The following is a 16,554-nucleotide window of genomic DNA, read 5'->3' on the forward strand; positions in this document are numbered from 1 at the left end:
GAACGACCCATTGTTTTCATTTGAAAATGATTCCTTGCTTGTCGATGATCGGGAGGACTTAATTGCCATACTCAGAATGCGATTTGGGGACAACCCTGGAGAAATGATCCAGCAAATCTATGATATAGATGATATGAACATGTTGCAGCGCCTTATTCTTGTTGCTGCAAATGCCCCAAATTGGGATATCTTTGTGGAGGAATTTCAGACCGGGAAAGATTCATTTCGACTTTTGGGTGAAGAATTTAACCCATTGGCAAATATTCTAAAGGGAAGGGGTGGCTCTAATGCAGTCTAAAAAAAATAACCTGCTCCATTCACTGAAGCATTTAGTACGCGGTGAACGTATTAACGATGGCTGGACCGAAGAAAATCCCGGCCCTCGAAATTGGGAGGAGGTTTACCGAAGACGCTGGCAGCATGATAAAGTTGTTCGTTCGACACATGGTGTCAACTGTACAGGTTCCTGCAGCTGGAAAATTCATGTGAAGGATGGCATTATCGCTTGGGAAACCCAGCAAACGGATTATCCGTCAACGGGAGATAATTTCCCTGAATATGAACCGAGAGGATGTCCCCGCGGTGCCAGCTTTTCCTGGTATACATATAGTCCAACTCGAGTGAAGTATCCATATGTCCGCGGTGATTTGTTTGCGTTATGGAAGGATGAACTAACAAGGGCTGCAAACCCAGTTCAAGCGTGGGAAAATATTGTTACAGATCCGAAAAAGCGTGAACAATATGTGAAAGCCCGCGGTAAAGGCGGATTTGTCAGAGGGTCGTGGAAGGAAGTCTGTCAAATGATCGCCGCCTCGACCATTTATACGATAAAAAAATATGGACCAGACCGCGTGGTTGGTTTTAGTCCGATTCCCGCGATGTCGATGGTTAGTTATGCCGGCGGGACTAGGTTTTTATCATTAATAGGCGGGACGATTTTAAGCTTTTATGATTGGTATGCTGATTTACCGCCCGCTTCCCCGCAAGTATGGGGTGATCAGACCGATGTTCCGGAAAGTGGCGATTGGTACAATTCCAAATACTTCATCATTTGGGGAACGAATATCCCGCAAACGAGAACACCGGATGCCCACTTTATGGTGGAATCCCGTTATAACGGAACGAAGATAGTGGGTGTTAGCCCCGACTATGCGGAATACGATAAATTTGCGGATATGTGGCTGCCTGCCAAAGCTGGAACAGATGGGGCACTTGCAATGGCAATGACACATGTCATATTAAAGGAATTTTATGTCGATAAAGAGACGCCTTATTTTAGTGATTATGCAAAACAATACACGGACCTGCCCTTTCTTGTCCTTTTAAATAAAAAGGATGGCAGCTATCGTTCCGACCGCTTTTTGCGGGCCTCGGATATTGCTGAGCAGGATAAATTAGGTGATTGGAAAACCGTTGTCTGGGATGACAAACTCAAAAATTTTGCCATCCCAAATGGCAGTCAAGGATTTAGATGGGACGAAGGGAATCAGTGGAATCTCGATTTGACTGCTGAAGATGGCTCGGAAATTAATCCAAAGTTGAGCCTGTTAGATGAAAAAGATGATGTAGTGATGGTTGAATTCCCTTATTTCGCTGAAAAAGAGGGCGGGAAAAGCGAACGAGGTGTTCCTGTTAAGCGTATGAAGGATCAATCCGGTAATGAACTGACCATTACCACCGTCTATGATTTGATGCTGGCCCATACTGGGATAAACAGAGGCCTTCCGGGCGATTATCCAGCAGATTATGACGATGTAAATAAGCCGTATACACCAGCATGGCAGGAAAGTATTACGGGAGTGAATAAGGCACACGTAATCCAGGTGGCAAGGGAATTTGCTGATAACGCGGCCCGGACAAAGGGTAAATCGATGATTGCGATGGGCGGCGGCACAAATCACTGGTTCCACAGTGATCAAATCTATCGTTCCATTTTAAACCTTATTTTATTAACCGGTTCTCAAGGAGTGAATGGCGGCGGCTGGGCCCATTATGTAGGACAAGAAAAGGTGCGCCCATTGGAAGGATTTTCGCAAATCGCCTTTGCGAATGACTGGGTAAAATCACCCCGTTTTATGAATGGGACGTCGTTCTTTTATTTTGCAACGGAACAATTCCGCTATGAATATGATTTTGATGATTCACAAACAGACTGGGGAAGTCAATATGCAAAAATGCATCCTGCTGACTTTAATGCCCTTTCAGCGCGGCTAGGCTGGCTGCCAAGTTTTCCGCAGCTATCGCAAAATTCCTTAGAGGTCATGAGGGAGGCTCGGGCTCGGACCAGTGACGACAAGGCATTGATTGCAGATGTAGCGAAACAGATGTCTGAAGGAAAGCTTGATTTCGCGATTGAAAATCCTAATGACTCGCGAAACTTTCCGCGTGTGTTTTTTAACTGGCGTTCGAATTTGCTGGGCGACAGCGGGAAGGGTCATGAGTATTTTGTGAAGCATTTAATTGGCTCCTCGGATTCGGTCCTATCGGATGTTGAAAACTCCTGGCAGCCGAAGGATGTGAATATTTCTGAAAAGCCGCCGGAAGGGAAAACGGACCTTTTTGTGAGTATGGATTTCCGAATGACCAGCTCAGGCCTGTTCTCTGATATTATCCTGCCTGCTGCAACCTGGTATGAAAAACATGATATCAGCAGCACGGATTTGCATCCGTTTGTGCATCCTTTTAATGCAGCGATTAACCCGCCGTGGGATACAAGGAGTGATTGGGATGCCTTCAGAGAAATTGCCAAGGTTTTTTCAGAACTTGCCAAGGACCATCTTCCGGCACAAGAAGACTTGATCCTGTCACCGCTGGCCCATGACACGATTAATGAAATTGCCCAGCCCTTGGGAAAAGTGATGGACTGGCGCAAAGGGGAAGTAGAAGCGATTCCTGGAAAAACCATGCCTAACTTCACGATTTTGAAACGGGATTATCCTCATGTCTATGATATGTGGATCACGGTCGGACCGAATATTAAAAACGGCTATGGGACAAAGGGTGTTCGCATACCGGGAGATAAGGTATACAAGGAATTGCTCAGCCGGCTTGGGACTTCCAAGCATGAGGGAATCGGCAAAGGCTATCCTGATTTATTTTCCGATAAACAGGCCATTAATGCCATCCTGCTCATGTCCGGTGCCACAAATGGGAAACGGGCGGTTGAAGGCTGGAAGTCAATGGAAGAAAAGACAGGAAAAAAACTCAGCTATATTTCAGAAGGACGGGAGGAAGAGGATTATACGCTTGATGCATTAACGATTCAACCGCGTCCGGCGATATCAACACCGGTCTGGAGCGGTCTTGAGAATGATAACCGCCGGTATTCGCCGTTTACCGTTAATAAGGAATACTATATTCCCTGGCATACACTGACAGGACGGCAAAGCTTTTATCTCGATCATGAGGTTATGCTTGATTATGGCGAGGGTCTTCCCTTGTATATTCCGCCTATTTCAAAGGGGCCATTTATTAAAGGTGAAAAAGAAATAGGGGAAGGCGGAAAATCGATTACGCTTCGTTATATGACGCCGCACCAAAAGTGGGGCATTCATACGATGTTTACGGATACGACCAATATGATTCAGTTGTTCCGTGGCTGGCAGGTTGTTTGGATGAATGAACAAGATGGCGCGGAAATCGGTATAAAGGATAATGACTGGATTGAGCTTTATAACCGAAATGGTGTTGTTGTGGCAAGGGCCGTTCTCACGTACCGGATGCCGCGCGGGGCCGTATACATGCACCATGCCCAAGATCGAACAATGGGCGTACCGGGAAATACGATTAATAAAACACGGGGCGGAACACATAACAGTGTGACAAGGATTTATCCGAAAGCAACCCATATGATTGGTGGTTACTCACAACTAAGCTATGGATTTAATTATTATGGACCAACAGGCAGCCAGCGGGACACATTGGCAATTGTCCGACCATTAAAGGAGGTCGATTGGCTTGAAAATTAAGGCACAAGTAGCAATGGTCATGCACCTTGATAAATGTATTGGCTGTCATACATGTTCTGTCACCTGTAAAAATGTTTGGACAAACCGCCCGGGCATGGAGTATGTCTGGTATAACAATGTCGAGACACGTCCAGGGCCGGGTTACCCGAAGGAATGGGAAAATACCGACCGTTACAAGGGCGGCTGGGTAATGAGGAATGGCAAATTGCATTTACGGGCGGGCGGACCAATCTCAAAGCTTGCGAATATTTTTTACAATCCTAATATGGCTGAAATGGACGATTTTTACGAACCATGGACGTATGATTTTCAACATTTACATCAGAGCCCAAAGAAGGAACATTTACCTGTGGCCCGGCCTATATCGATGATCACGGGCAAGTATATTGATAAACCTGAATGGGGCCCTAACTGGGATGATGATTTAGCAGGCGGAAGCGAAATCGTTCCTATGGACCCCAATGTCCAAAAGCTTCAGGAACACATTGCGATGGAATATGAAAAAACGTTCATGATGTATTTGCCGCGAATTTGTGAGCACTGTCTCAATCCATCCTGTGTGGCCTCATGTCCTTCTGGTGCTTTATATAAACGGGACGAGGACGGGATTGTCCTTGTTGACCAGGACGCTTGCCGGGGCTGGCGTTTCTGTATGAATGGCTGCCCTTATCATAAGGTGTACTACAATTGGAACACACATAAGGCCGAGAAATGTAATTTCTGTTATCCACGAACTGAAGCCGGCCTGCCGACGATTTGTTCGGAAACCTGTGTGGGGCGGATTCGTTATATCGGTGTAGTTTTATATGATGCCGACAGGGTGAAAGAGGCTGCCTCTGTTGAAGATCCAAAAGATTTGTATGAAGCACAGCTTTCCGTCTTTTTAGATCCATTTGACCCAGAGGTGATTGAAGAGGCCCAAAAACAGGGCATTAATCATAGCTGGATTGAAAGTGCTCAAAGCTCGCCTGTTTATAAGATGGCGATGAAGTGGAAAATTGCGCTGCCGCTCCATCCAGAATATCGGACCTTGCCGATGGTTTGGTATGTACCGCCGCTTAGCCCAATCATGAATCATATTACGAATGAGCAGGAGTTAACGGCTGATGGCTATATACCGGCTGTCGATCAAATGAGAATCCCGATGGAGTACTTAGCTTCCCTGTTAGCTGCAGACGATACCGATGTCATCCGCCGAGTGTTGTTAAAAATGGCGGCGATGCGTGTTCATATGCGTGAAAAGACGGTTGGTGGAGCCGATAAGCTGAAAATTAGCAAGCTATTAGAAGAAGCGAAAACGACACCGGAAGAGTTGGAAGATATGGCACGCTTGCTTGCTGTTGCCAAATATAATGAACGGTTCGTTATCCCAACTGGAAGGCGAGAAATGGTTGAGGATTTACATTATAAGCAAGGGGCGTGCAGTATTGAAGAATTAGCACCAGCGGAAGGAATGGTCACCTATCCATTTGAAAGAAGTGAAAATCAATGACGAATGAATCCGCTGCCCTTTTAGTAACTATGTCCCGGATTTTGGAATATCCAAATGACGAATTTTTCGAAGAGCAATCCGTGATTCAAGAATTCATAAATGAAAACATTGCCTCGGAAACGATTCAGAAAGATTTATTAGAGGGAATTCAGCCCCTGTATGAAATGGGGCGCAAGAACCTCCAAGAACTATATGTGGAAACCTTCGATTATAAGGAACAAACAAGTCTTTATTTAACCGCACATGAACTGGGGGACAGTCGTAAGCGCGGCGCCGCCTTGGTTAAATTACAGAAGCTCATTTGTGAGGGCGGCTTTGAGTATGAAGGGAGGGAATTGGCAGATTATATCCCGATGTTATTAGAGCTATTGGCGGTGGCACCTGAGGAAGAAAATTTTATCAGACTTTCCCGCCGCCTGGCTTTTGCTATTCACCGGCTCCTGAACAACCTGTCGAGTGGCAACCCCTATTATAAAGCCATTGATTTATTGATGAGATTTGTCTTTCAGGCACCTGGAAAAGAGGAAATTGCCCTGTTGGAAAACGAACGGGAAGAAGCTGATTGGGAGGAACTGCCATACCCGATGATGTACCAATAGTGTATTAGGGCTGGATAGGGTGAGATTGCATTCTACGGACTGCCTCAATTAGTATCCGGAAATAAAACTAGGGAACGCTGTCAATTTTAAGCTTGTTTACAAAGGAGGTTTAAAATGGAACAAATTTTTTGGTGGACCATTTTTCCATATATTTGCGGTGCCATTTTGATTGTCGGGGCATTTTACCGCTTTATTTTTCGAGGAAAAAGCTTGTATGCGCCATCAACGGAAATTTTTGAGAAAAAGTGGCTCCGTATGGGATCAGTTATCTTTCATTATGGAATTATTTTTGCGTTTATTGGTCATGTAATGGGTGTCTTGATTCCAATTGGAGTATATGAGGCGCTCGGCATTAATGAACATTTCTATCATTTTGGTGCGATTGCCGGTGGTGGAGTTGCGGGACTGATGGTTGTCTTTGGCCTAGTTGTCATGATTGCACGTAAGTTATCGTTTCCGAAAGTACGTGTGCATACCACCTTTGCTGATTATTTCACGATTGGATTATTACTCATTATTGCGGCGTTAGGTACATATATGACCCTAATCTTTAGTACCACCGTTGTTGCCTATGAGTATCGATTAACAATTGGGCCATGGTTTCGGAGTATATTCACATTCCAGCCGCTATCTAACTTGATGTTAGGGATACCACCCCTATTTAAGGTCCATGTCGTCTTGTCCTTTTTCTTTTTTGCATCCATTCCATTTACCCAAATGATTCATATGTTTAGTTTTCCGGCACGCTATCCCACCCGAGCACCACAGCAATATCGCTCTCGAAACGGGTATGACAAGAGCTAAACCAGTGCCTGGCACACCCCGAATTTTGTCGAATGTAAGGAACAAACAGCCAACGCTTTATGGCTGTTTGTTTTTTTGATTTTTTTACTTTTGGAAGTTGGGGGATTACTATTTGAAAATTTTTAAAGGAAAACGGAAAGAAGGTGTAGAATGGTATTAGTAATCATTTGCACCGGGAAATGCTTCAAAACTATTGTATTTTCTCATAATTAAGGAGTGATTAAGGATTCTGTATAATATTGTCTTTACCGTCATTTTCATCGTTAGTGTCTGTTATCTAATTCGCTATCGATGGAATTTAAAGAAAGCAGCTGAAATCTCTAAAGAGGCACTTTTTCCTAAAAATGAAAGTGAGTTTGCTGGCATTCTACTGCCAACAGAATGGAAAGAAATGGGGGCGCTCACAAAAAATACGAAGTCTTATCAGTTTGTCAAATGGGGGACTGCAGCGGCGCTAGTATTGTTGACAATCCTATTGGTAATTGTTGTTGCGACCGAGTGGGTAGAATCTTCCTTTTTCAGTGTGGCCTATTTGTTTTTTGTGATTATTAGTGCGGTTCGGCATCGTGGTAATTTGTTTATTCTACCAAAAGGAATCATCCTTAATGGAAAATTCTATTCTTCCAATCAATTAAAGTCTTATGAAATTGAAAAAATAGTCCGCTGGCATTCATTATACGGACTTAATTCGCGTGTGAACAATGCCTATAAGTTGTCTATCAATAGGAAAAAAAAGCAATTTCAACCCGAGTTCATTGTGGTAGAAAACCTTGTCCACCTTGAACAAATAACGGCCTTATTAAATCAGCAGGGCATTCAGGGTATTCAAAAAGTGGATCTTGTTTAAAAACCTGCCTATCGTTTGCTCCTTATAGGGGTGTCAGGCACATTATGTTGGAAAATTCGCAAAATAAATATTAATGAAAGCGTATGCTATAATGGTAATAAGAAAACTACCGTCAAGGAGTAATGGCTATGTTGAAAGATATTTTTATAGGCTTATCCCAAAATCAATTTCTTAATAGTGCAGCTAAAAAGTATGGATTAAAAATGGGGGCACAAACTGTCGTTGCCGGTACAAATATACCAGAAGTAATCAAAAGTATTAAAGAGCTAAATGCCCAAGGGATCTCTTGTACTGTCGATAACTTAGGGGAGTTCGTCTTTAAAAAAGAGGAGGCGGCAGAAGCAAAAGAGCAAATTCTTAAGGTGATTGAAGCGATTCATGAGCATAAAGTAGATGCACATATTTCATTAAAACCGACCCAATTGGGGTTGGATATTGAATATGATTTTTGTTTGAGCAACCTAAGAGAAATCGTCGATACTGCCAACAAATATGGTATTTTTGTTAATTTCGACATGGAAGATTACAGCCATTTGCAGGCAACCTTTGAACTATTAGACGAGCTTTCGCTTGAATATGAAAATGTTGGTACCGTTATTCAGTCTTATTTCCATCAAGCACAAGAATACCTTGAAAAATATAAAAATTTTCGTATCCGGATTGTAAAAGGCGCCTATAAAGAGTCAGAAGATATTGCCTACCTTGATAAGAAGGATATTGATGCAAACTTTATTAAGATTACCGAATGGCATTTATTAAACGGGAAATTCACATCAATTGCCACACATGACCATAGAATTATCAGCCATATGAAGGAATTTGTTAAAAAGCACGATATCCCTAATGATAAATTTGAATTTCAAATGCTGTATGGTTTTAGAAAAGAACTTCAATTACAGCTGGCAAGCGAAGGCTTCAACTTCTGTACCTACGTGCCTTTCGGCAACGACTGGTATGGTTATTTCATGCGACGTCTTGCCGAAAGGCCGCAAAATTTAAATCTTGTTGCTAAACAGGTTTTTAACAAAAAAACAAACACCATCATTGGCGTAGCAGCAGGGGCATTTTTATTAGGAAGAATATCAAATGCCAACAAGAAAAAACGTAAATAATTATCTATAACGCTGTAAAAAGCCTCCCATTTAAGCAAATGGGAGGCTTTTTGGTAAAACCTAACATAATGTGCGTAAATTATGACATTATGTGTATCCCCCTTATATCTGCCTCTTGTCAATTGCACATTAGGATAGTCCCTTGTGTCCAAACACTTCAAGTTCAAATATTTGTAACTCTAAGTTATCTGGTATAGAATAATTAAGTATTTTTATTTCGTAAGGCGAAATGGTTTGGAATTAAACCTAATTAAGGGAAGATTTATTGGCAATTTAATTAGGCATGGAATGATTGAACTTATTTTTTTATCTTCATATCCTATTTAAACGATAGAAATTATCGGTTAATTTCCGGGTTTAATTTAGGGAAAAGTTCCAAATATTATTACTTAGAGGTGTTTAAAAATGATGGATAAAATCTTTTATAAAACATTGCTAAAAAATACTTTTTCAAATCCAGTTGAAATCGCATTTTGGGATGGAGAGACGGTTCAGTACGGTGATGGAGAACCAGATTTCAAACTCATTTTTCGAGATATCATCCCAAAAGCAGAATTGCTTCAAAATCCGTCAATAGCCTTTGGAGAGGCATATATGGATGGGATTATTGATGTAGAGGGCGACCTCAAGGAAGTACTCACCTCAATGTACCAAAGCAAGGAGGGCTTTTTAGGAAATAGCAAGTTCACTGCCCAGCTTTTGAAAAAAATCTCGAATACTAGCAAGCGAAGTAAAGAAAACGTCGCATTTCATTATGATATTGGCAATGACTTTTACAAATTATGGCTTGACGAAACGATGACCTATTCCTGTGGTTATTTTAAAACGCCGCATGATTCTCTTAAAACGGCCCAGCAAAATAAAGTAGCCCATATTCTTAAAAAGTTGAACCTTCATGAAGGGCAAACGTTATTAGACATCGGCTGCGGGTGGGGGGAATTAATTATTACTGCAGCCAAACGCTATGGAGTGAAAGCAACAGGTATCACGCTATCCGAGGAGCAGTATGCACGTGTAAACGAGCGGATTAAAGAAGAACAATTAACTGATTCTGTGGAAGTGCAATTAATTGACTATCGTGAATTGAATAAGAAAAAGTTTGATCGAATTGTAAGCGTAGGAATGTTGGAACATGTTGGTCATGACCACTTACCTGAGTATTTTCATAAAGTAAATGAATTGCTTGTAGACGGGGGACTATCTGTTCTTCACACCATTACTTCGCCAACGGAAGGTGCTTCAAATGCTTGGATTGACAAGTATATTTTTCCAGGTGGATACATTCCTGCTGTTGGCGAACTCGTCAATCAAATAAGCGAAAACAAGTTCTATTTAACCGATCTTGAAAGCTTACGCAGACATTATGCAAAAACGCTCGATATTTGGTCGGAGAATTTTGAAAATGTACTGGAAGAAGTTAGGAAGACAAAAGATGAGCGTTTTATCCGAATGTGGCGATTATATTTAAATGCTTGTTCCGCTTCCTTTCAAACAGGGAATATTGACCTTAGTCAATTTATTTTTACGAAGGGAACAAATGACTCCATCCCTTGGACACGTGAATACTTGTATATTTAAAATAGTACGGCACTTGTTAAAGGTGTCAGGCACCATTCAATGAATGGTGCCTGACACCTTTTTATTTAATTTTAACTTTGCACCATCCAAACGATTAGACGGTGCCTGACACCTTAATAACTGCAAAAAAAAAGGCACCCAGCCTTTGTTGGTTAATTAACCACAAAGGTGTCAGGCACCCGTTGTTACTGCATTATAGGAATAATCGGCATCATCCCATTGGAATATTCCTTCTTGCAGTTTTATTATGGAATCAAAAGGGCGTGTAATGGAGAGATCTTCTTCAAGGGGTTCTTCATCCAAATGCATTCTTTTTTGATCCATAAGCTGTTGTTTAAATCGAAGTAAATCCATTTTAGAAGCAATCCGAATGATTCTATCCAAGGTGATATTCTTTTCACTAATTCCATGGCAATGACAAATGCTATTTTGAAAACTCTTGTTATACTGGAGCATCATGTGTAAATCATTAATGCTTGCCACGCCAAAGACCTCTTTAACGACATCCTCATAGCGCAGCTGAGTGCCGGTTGCAAATTTAATAATATCCTTCTCCGGGTTTTCTAAGAAATAAACAGTTTCAATCGAATTTTCCATTTATAACACCTTTCCTACAATTAATTTCTTACAATAGCCAATGGATCTATGGTCAATTTACGGTGAGACAGAACAATTAAAACCTTTTGATAATCGGGCCGATACGAAGCGATTAACATGTCATTTCCCTTTATATACATTATAACATACTTTAGTTCGAGTTGGATGGTCATGCTCGGTTATTGTAGATATTTGTCGATTTTTAAAAACTTAACTATTAAAATACCAATTTTATCATCTTGTAAACTATTAATCTAATCAAGTATTATTTTTATATACGCACTCAACCTTAAAGGAATGGAGAATGATTTTGAAAAAATTAGGAGCCGGGTTACTTTCCTTTTTATTATTATTTAACCTAATAATAACAGCTGTGTCGGCAGAAAAAATAGAACCCACAGTTCATGTGCAGCTAGTTAACTATATTGGAAATCAAACACAGTTAACGATTATACCAACAGGTGATTATCAAGTTGAGCAAGCGAATATCCGTTTAACAAGCGGAAAATCTTATATTATGAAATATGATAATAAAAAAATATCGCTGATAGAAGGCGCAACAACATTAGTAACAGAAGAAACCTTAAATCTCTTGCCCTTAGTCGAAACAAACCTTCTTTCTATTAATAACCGCAATTATTTAGGTAGCTTTCAATTTGTCCCAGAAAATGAAAAGTATGTCCGGCCAATAAATGAAGTTTTCATGGAAGATTATCTAAAAGGTGTTGTACCCTCAGAAATGTTTTCCGGTTGGAACCGTGAAGCGTTAAAAGCGCAAGCGGTAGCCGCTAGAACGTATGCCTCAACATACCAATCCAAAATCATTAACGATACGATTAATTATCAAGTATATGGCGGCTACAGTTGGCAGCCGAACAGCACAGCAGCTGTCGATGAAACAAAAGGTGAAGTTTTAAAGGCAAATGGTGGATTAATCAGTGCTGTTTTCTCTGCAAGTAACGGTGGAAAGACAGAATCAAATGCAAATATTTGGGGCACCACACCTGTCCCCTACTTTATCATTAAAGAAGATCCATTTGACCCTAAAACTACCTGGCAATTTTCCGTTAAAAAACAACAATTTGCCCCTGTAAATTTAACCTGGAATCAAATGAAAGAAAACGATACGGCTATAACTAATGCGATAAAAACATGGATGGCAGCACATGGTTATAGTGGAAAAGAAATTAAAATAACTGCTATTCCTGTATTAAAGCTACACACACCAACCTCAGGTGGCCGTGTCTCAAAAGGGGATATCAAGGTTGAATTTATTGTAATGGATAAAGTCGACAATAATGGAGCTTTTATTCCACAAAAATTAGAGTATAAAAATACAGATGCGTCAAAGGTACGGGCTATGGTTGGTATTCGCGCCATGTTAAGCTACCTGGTCTCGAATATAATGGAGACAAAAGAGACCATTACCGTTTCCGGATTCGGTGATGGTCATGGTGTCGGTTTAAGCCAATGGGGTGCGCAAAATCGTGCGGAAGTTGGTAAGCAAAAATACAATGAAATTTTAGGCTTTTATTATGATGGTGCAACTATTGTTAAAGACTATGGCGATAGGAAACCAGTAATTGTCCAGGCATCTTCTGAATATGAAATGGACTCTGCAGCTAAAACAGATACTACCGCACCCAACATTAGCGGGGTAAAAATAAGTGTCGATAACACAAAAGGAATAGCAGTCATTTCTTTTAACATTAACGAGCCGGCAGATGAAACCGTATATATTAAAGACAGCAATGGTATTATTCTAACCTATCTTTCAAAAGATAATTTTACAAAGGCTGGTACGGTTACAAAGGAATACAGTATTTCTTCCCTATCCAACGGAAAATATTACGCAGGAATTATTACAATCGATGAGAGTAAGAACAGATCTTCGACACTGCCATCTTTTGAAGTGAAAAAAACCGTCCAAGTAAAAGACGAGACTGCTCCAAAAATAAGTGGAGTGAAAGTAAGTGTTGATAACAAGAAAAATAAAGCAAACATATCCTTTAACACCAATGAGACGGCAAAAGTAACCGTTACTATTAAGGACAGTAAAGGTAAAATTCTTTCTTACCTAAAAAGGGATGTTTTAACAAAAGCGGGCACACTCAAACAAGAATATAGCACCACTAAGTGTGTAAACGGGACATATTCCGTCGCGATTTCGGCCGTAGATACTAGTAATAATCGTTCGACCATTTCCACGGTTTTTACTGTAAAAAAAGCGGTCAAAACTAAAACAGGAAAAGTTAAAGCATCACGTCTAAATGTACGCGTTACTGCTTCAACAAAAAGTAAGGTAATTGGTACATTAAAGAAAAATCAAACCGTTACCATTGTCTCAACAACCGGCACATGGTATAAAATTAAATTCGGTAATAAGACTGGTTATGTTTCAAAAACCTATATAAATTAAAAGGCAGAGACTTTCTGCCTTTTTTTTATGGAAAAATGTAAAATGTATGGAATATTCCAGTAATATAGACAGGTTGAACAGAATAGGATAGGGGGGTGTTGTGATTTCTCTGGGGGTATCCAGTTGTGTTTTGCATGACACACAAGAATATCGATAAGAGGAGAAGTTAGTAAAAATGGCGAAGCGGACATGGGTGATTACCATTGTATTAATTGGAAGTTTAATAGGATTGGCGGGATGCACTCAAAAGACGGAAAAAGAGAGGGCACATGAAGAAAAAGCAACTGAACAACATAATCAGCCTGATAAACAACCACCAGAAGAACCTATAAAGGAAGAAGTAAAGGAACCAGTTGTCGTAAATGTTGTCGATCCAAATACGAAAAATATTATAAAAACCTTCATGCCAGTGGATATGGGGTTTGAAACAGATATAGAGGCATACAAAAAGGAACTTGAACAGTGGGCAAAGGAGCTGGCTAGGGGAACAGCAGCTACACCAGGATATGATCAGAGAATGACTTTGGATAAAATTGAAGCCAATGGTCATATCAAGAAAGGAAAACCCAAAATCATCTTGGAGGAATCAGAGTTAGTTGAAAAGGTGCTGGCAGCTTCGGTAGTCGGCGGTGACATTGAACTGCCTTTGTATATAACCGAGAGCGGCTATAGGCCTGAAGATGTTGCTCAATTGGGTGAAGTGGTTGTCGCAAGTTTTACAACAAGATTTAATAGCGGGGTCACGGGACGGTCGAAAAATATTGAATTATCAGCACAGTCCATTAATCATATCATTGTTGGGACCGGGGATATCTTCTCCTTTAACACGACAGTAGGGCCAAGTGATGCGGAACATGGATATCAAAAAGCGAAGGAAATTGTAAACAAACAATTGGTCGACGGGATTGGTGGGGGAATTTGCCAAACCTCGTCAACCTTGTTCAATGCGGTTGACAAAATAGGTGTAAGTTATATAGAGAAGCATCACCATTCTTTGTCTGTTGGCTATGTACCGGCAGGACGGGATGCAACGGTCTCCTATGGTGGACCCGACTTTCAATTTAAAAATACAACTGGCGTCCCATTTACAATAAGAACCATCTACCGCAAAGGGACCTTAACCGTCGAAGTTCGGACATCAGCAGCCTATCAAAGCCTAATCGCAAAAAATTAACGGGTGTCAGGCACCCATGGTGCCTGACACCAAAAACCCACTAGAAGGTATTCAACGATTGAGTTGAGACTTTTGGTGGGTTATTTATGTTCTACTGAAACGGAAACTATGTATAATCCATTCCTTCAAAGCGAAAAATACCTTTGGCTTAATAGAAAATAGTAGGAGGAATTGCATGAAATGGGTTAAAAGGGTGTTTCTTTCCTTTCTTATCTTTCCCATATTGGGATGGATGGAAAGCACAGATGTTTCTGCTCGTATTCTAGAAGATCAAAATTTAACGAAAGTCTTAAACGTTAGTCCAACATCACAAATAGAGGATGTGGAGGTGAGCAGACAGAGACCGCCGAATCAGGGGAATCAAGGTTTATCAGAACCGTATCATGATTTTGTACCAAACCGCCCGGAAGTAAAACAGAAAAAGGCGAAACCACCTGCACCTAATCAGCGATTTAAACAGGTTCAGCTTTTAGGAATTAACGATCTGCATGGACAATTAAATGTGACACGTAAAGTTAACGGGAAGCCTGCAGGACGAGCGGACTATTTGGCAACTTATTTAAAACAAAGAGCTGCAGAGAACAAGAACACACTTCTCGTCCAGGCGGGAGATATGATTGGGGCCAGCCCGCCCGTTTCAGCGCTATTACAGGATGAACCAACAATTGAATTCCTAAATAGAATGGGCTTTGACATTGGTACGGTTGGAAATCACGAGTTTGATGAAGGCGTTAATGAGCTTCTTCGCCTCATCCATGGGGGGACACATCCGAAAACAGGCAATTTTGCTGGATCTAAATTCCCATGGATTGTTGCAAATGTGGTTGACGAAAAAACGGGAAAAACCATTTTACCGCCCTATAAAGTGATAAAAGTAAATGGAATGCCAATCGGCTTTATCGGTGTAGTGACAACGGAAACGCCAACAGTAGTGGTGCCGAGCGGTGTCGCGGGATTAAAATTCACCGATGAAGTGGAAGCGATTAATCGAAATGTGGCCGAGTTGAAAAAACAAGGGGTTAGATCGATTGTTATCTTAGCACATAACCCAGGTACCTCTGGCCCTAATGGTGAAAACCCGCAAGGCCAACTGGTGGATATCGCCAATCGAGTGGACAACGAAGTGGATATCATTTTTGGCGCTCATAATCATGCTTATATGAATGCCACAGTTAATAATAAACTAATTGTCCAAGCTTATTCCTACGGTACTGCATTTGCGGATGTCGATATCGAAATTGATCCTAAAACAAAGGATATTGTCTCTAAGAGAGCAGAAATCGTTTCTACGTTTCAAGAGGGAGTCGAGCCGGACCCGGAAATTAAGAAAATGATTGAAGGCTATGAGTCAAAAGTTGCCCCAATTATTAACCGTGTGATTGGCTCTACATCCGGTGAATTAACGGCGAAACAAAATGACAGCGGAGAATCCGTTATGGGGGACCTGATTGCCGACGCACAAAGGAAGGAAATGAATACTGATTTTGCTATAACAAATCCGGGCGGGATAAGAGCCGATATCGACGCAGGAGAGATTACCTGGGGTGAAGCATATACTGTTCAACCATTTAATAATGAAATGATCAAAATGACGATGACGGGACAGCAAATTCGTGACGTACTTAACCAGCAATGGGGAGATAAAACGCAAATGCTGCAAATTTCCGGGTTCAGCTACACATGGGACCCAAGCAAAGCTGTTGGAGACAGAGTTGTAAGCATTAAGCTTCCTGATAGAACAGAAATCGATCTGAAGAAGTCCTATTCAGTAACAGCAAATATCTTCCTATCGGGTGGCGGCGATGGATTTACTGTATTTACAAAGGCTCAAAACAAAGAAGTCGGTCCTGTTGATCTAGATGCTTTAGTCAATTATATTTCTAGCCAACCTAAACCGTTTACTTATACTCTTCAAAATAGAATACAAAAAGTTCAGTAGAAGTGAATTAAAAAATTTACAAAGG

At 41.0% G+C, this 16,554-nt stretch carries 12 protein-coding genes; 11 read left to right on the forward strand and 1 reads right to left on the reverse strand.

What is annotated here, in order from left to right:
- Positions 1-10 precede the first annotated feature (10 nt).
- The 8 genes from BSO02S_RS03245 (at position 11) to BSO02S_RS03280 (ending at position 10,400) form a co-directional block, all read left to right on the forward strand.
- Positions 11-298, forward strand: coding sequence for a hypothetical protein (locus BSO02S_RS03245; RefSeq protein ID WP_066062350.1), 288 nt, complete (start codon positions 11-13; stop codon positions 296-298).
- Positions 288-3,968 carry a nitrate reductase subunit alpha gene (locus BSO02S_RS03250; protein ID WP_066062353.1) on the forward strand — a complete coding sequence of 1,227 codons (3,681 nt, stop codon included), beginning with the start codon at positions 288-290 and terminating at the stop codon, positions 3,966-3,968. The genes BSO02S_RS03245 and BSO02S_RS03250 overlap by 11 nt, the downstream gene beginning before the upstream one ends.
- Entirely contained in the window at positions 3,958-5,460 is a 1,503-nt protein-coding gene (narH, locus tag BSO02S_RS03255; protein ID WP_066062356.1) for a nitrate reductase subunit beta, read from the forward strand. Before BSO02S_RS03250 ends, narH begins: the two co-directional genes overlap by 11 nt.
- Positions 5,457-6,059, forward strand: coding sequence for a nitrate reductase molybdenum cofactor assembly chaperone (gene narJ / locus BSO02S_RS03260; RefSeq protein WP_066062360.1), 603 nt, complete (start codon positions 5,457-5,459; stop codon positions 6,057-6,059). The genes narH and narJ overlap by 4 nt, the downstream gene beginning before the upstream one ends.
- 114 nt (positions 6,060-6,173) lie before the next feature.
- A complete protein-coding gene (narI, locus tag BSO02S_RS03265) occupies positions 6,174-6,863 on the forward strand; it encodes a respiratory nitrate reductase subunit gamma (RefSeq protein WP_066062363.1) in 690 nt (229 codons plus the stop codon).
- A gap of 391 nt (positions 6,864-7,254) precedes the next feature.
- Positions 7,255-7,710, forward strand: a complete 456-nt coding sequence (locus BSO02S_RS03270; protein WP_235846850.1) for a hypothetical protein — start codon at positions 7,255-7,257, stop codon at positions 7,708-7,710.
- A 128-nt stretch (positions 7,711-7,838) separates the two neighbouring features.
- Entirely contained in the window at positions 7,839-8,822 is a 984-nt protein-coding gene (locus tag BSO02S_RS03275; RefSeq protein WP_066062369.1) for a proline dehydrogenase family protein, read from the forward strand.
- A 405-nt stretch (positions 8,823-9,227) separates the two neighbouring features.
- Positions 9,228-10,400, forward strand: a complete 1,173-nt coding sequence (locus tag BSO02S_RS03280) for an SAM-dependent methyltransferase (RefSeq protein ID WP_066062373.1) — start codon at positions 9,228-9,230, stop codon at positions 10,398-10,400.
- A 171-nt stretch (positions 10,401-10,571) separates the two neighbouring features.
- On the opposite strand, the gene BSO02S_RS03285 is transcribed toward BSO02S_RS03280, so the two are convergent.
- A complete protein-coding gene (locus BSO02S_RS03285; RefSeq protein ID WP_066062376.1) occupies positions 10,572-10,997 on the reverse strand; it encodes a hypothetical protein in 426 nt (141 codons plus the stop codon).
- A gap of 310 nt (positions 10,998-11,307) precedes the next feature.
- Between BSO02S_RS03285 and BSO02S_RS03290 the strand changes: the two genes are divergently transcribed.
- The 3 genes from BSO02S_RS03290 (at position 11,308) to BSO02S_RS03300 (ending at position 16,529) form a co-directional block, all read left to right on the forward strand.
- Positions 11,308-13,416 (forward strand): SpoIID/LytB domain-containing protein, encoded by a 2,109-nt coding sequence (locus BSO02S_RS03290; RefSeq protein ID WP_066062379.1) that lies wholly within the window; start codon positions 11,308-11,310, stop codon positions 13,414-13,416.
- 175 nt (positions 13,417-13,591) lie between these two features.
- Positions 13,592-14,590 carry a VanW family protein gene (locus BSO02S_RS03295; protein ID WP_066062382.1) on the forward strand — a complete coding sequence of 333 codons (999 nt, stop codon included), beginning with the start codon at positions 13,592-13,594 and terminating at the stop codon, positions 14,588-14,590.
- A 175-nt stretch (positions 14,591-14,765) separates the two neighbouring features.
- A complete protein-coding gene (locus tag BSO02S_RS03300) occupies positions 14,766-16,529 on the forward strand; it encodes a bifunctional metallophosphatase/5'-nucleotidase (RefSeq protein WP_235846851.1) in 1,764 nt (587 codons plus the stop codon).
- Positions 16,530-16,554: the final 25 nt, after the last annotated feature.

Source organism: Neobacillus soli NBRC 102451 (assembly GCF_001591665.1).
GTDB lineage: Bacteria > Bacillota > Bacilli > Bacillales > Cytobacillaceae > Neobacillus > Neobacillus soli.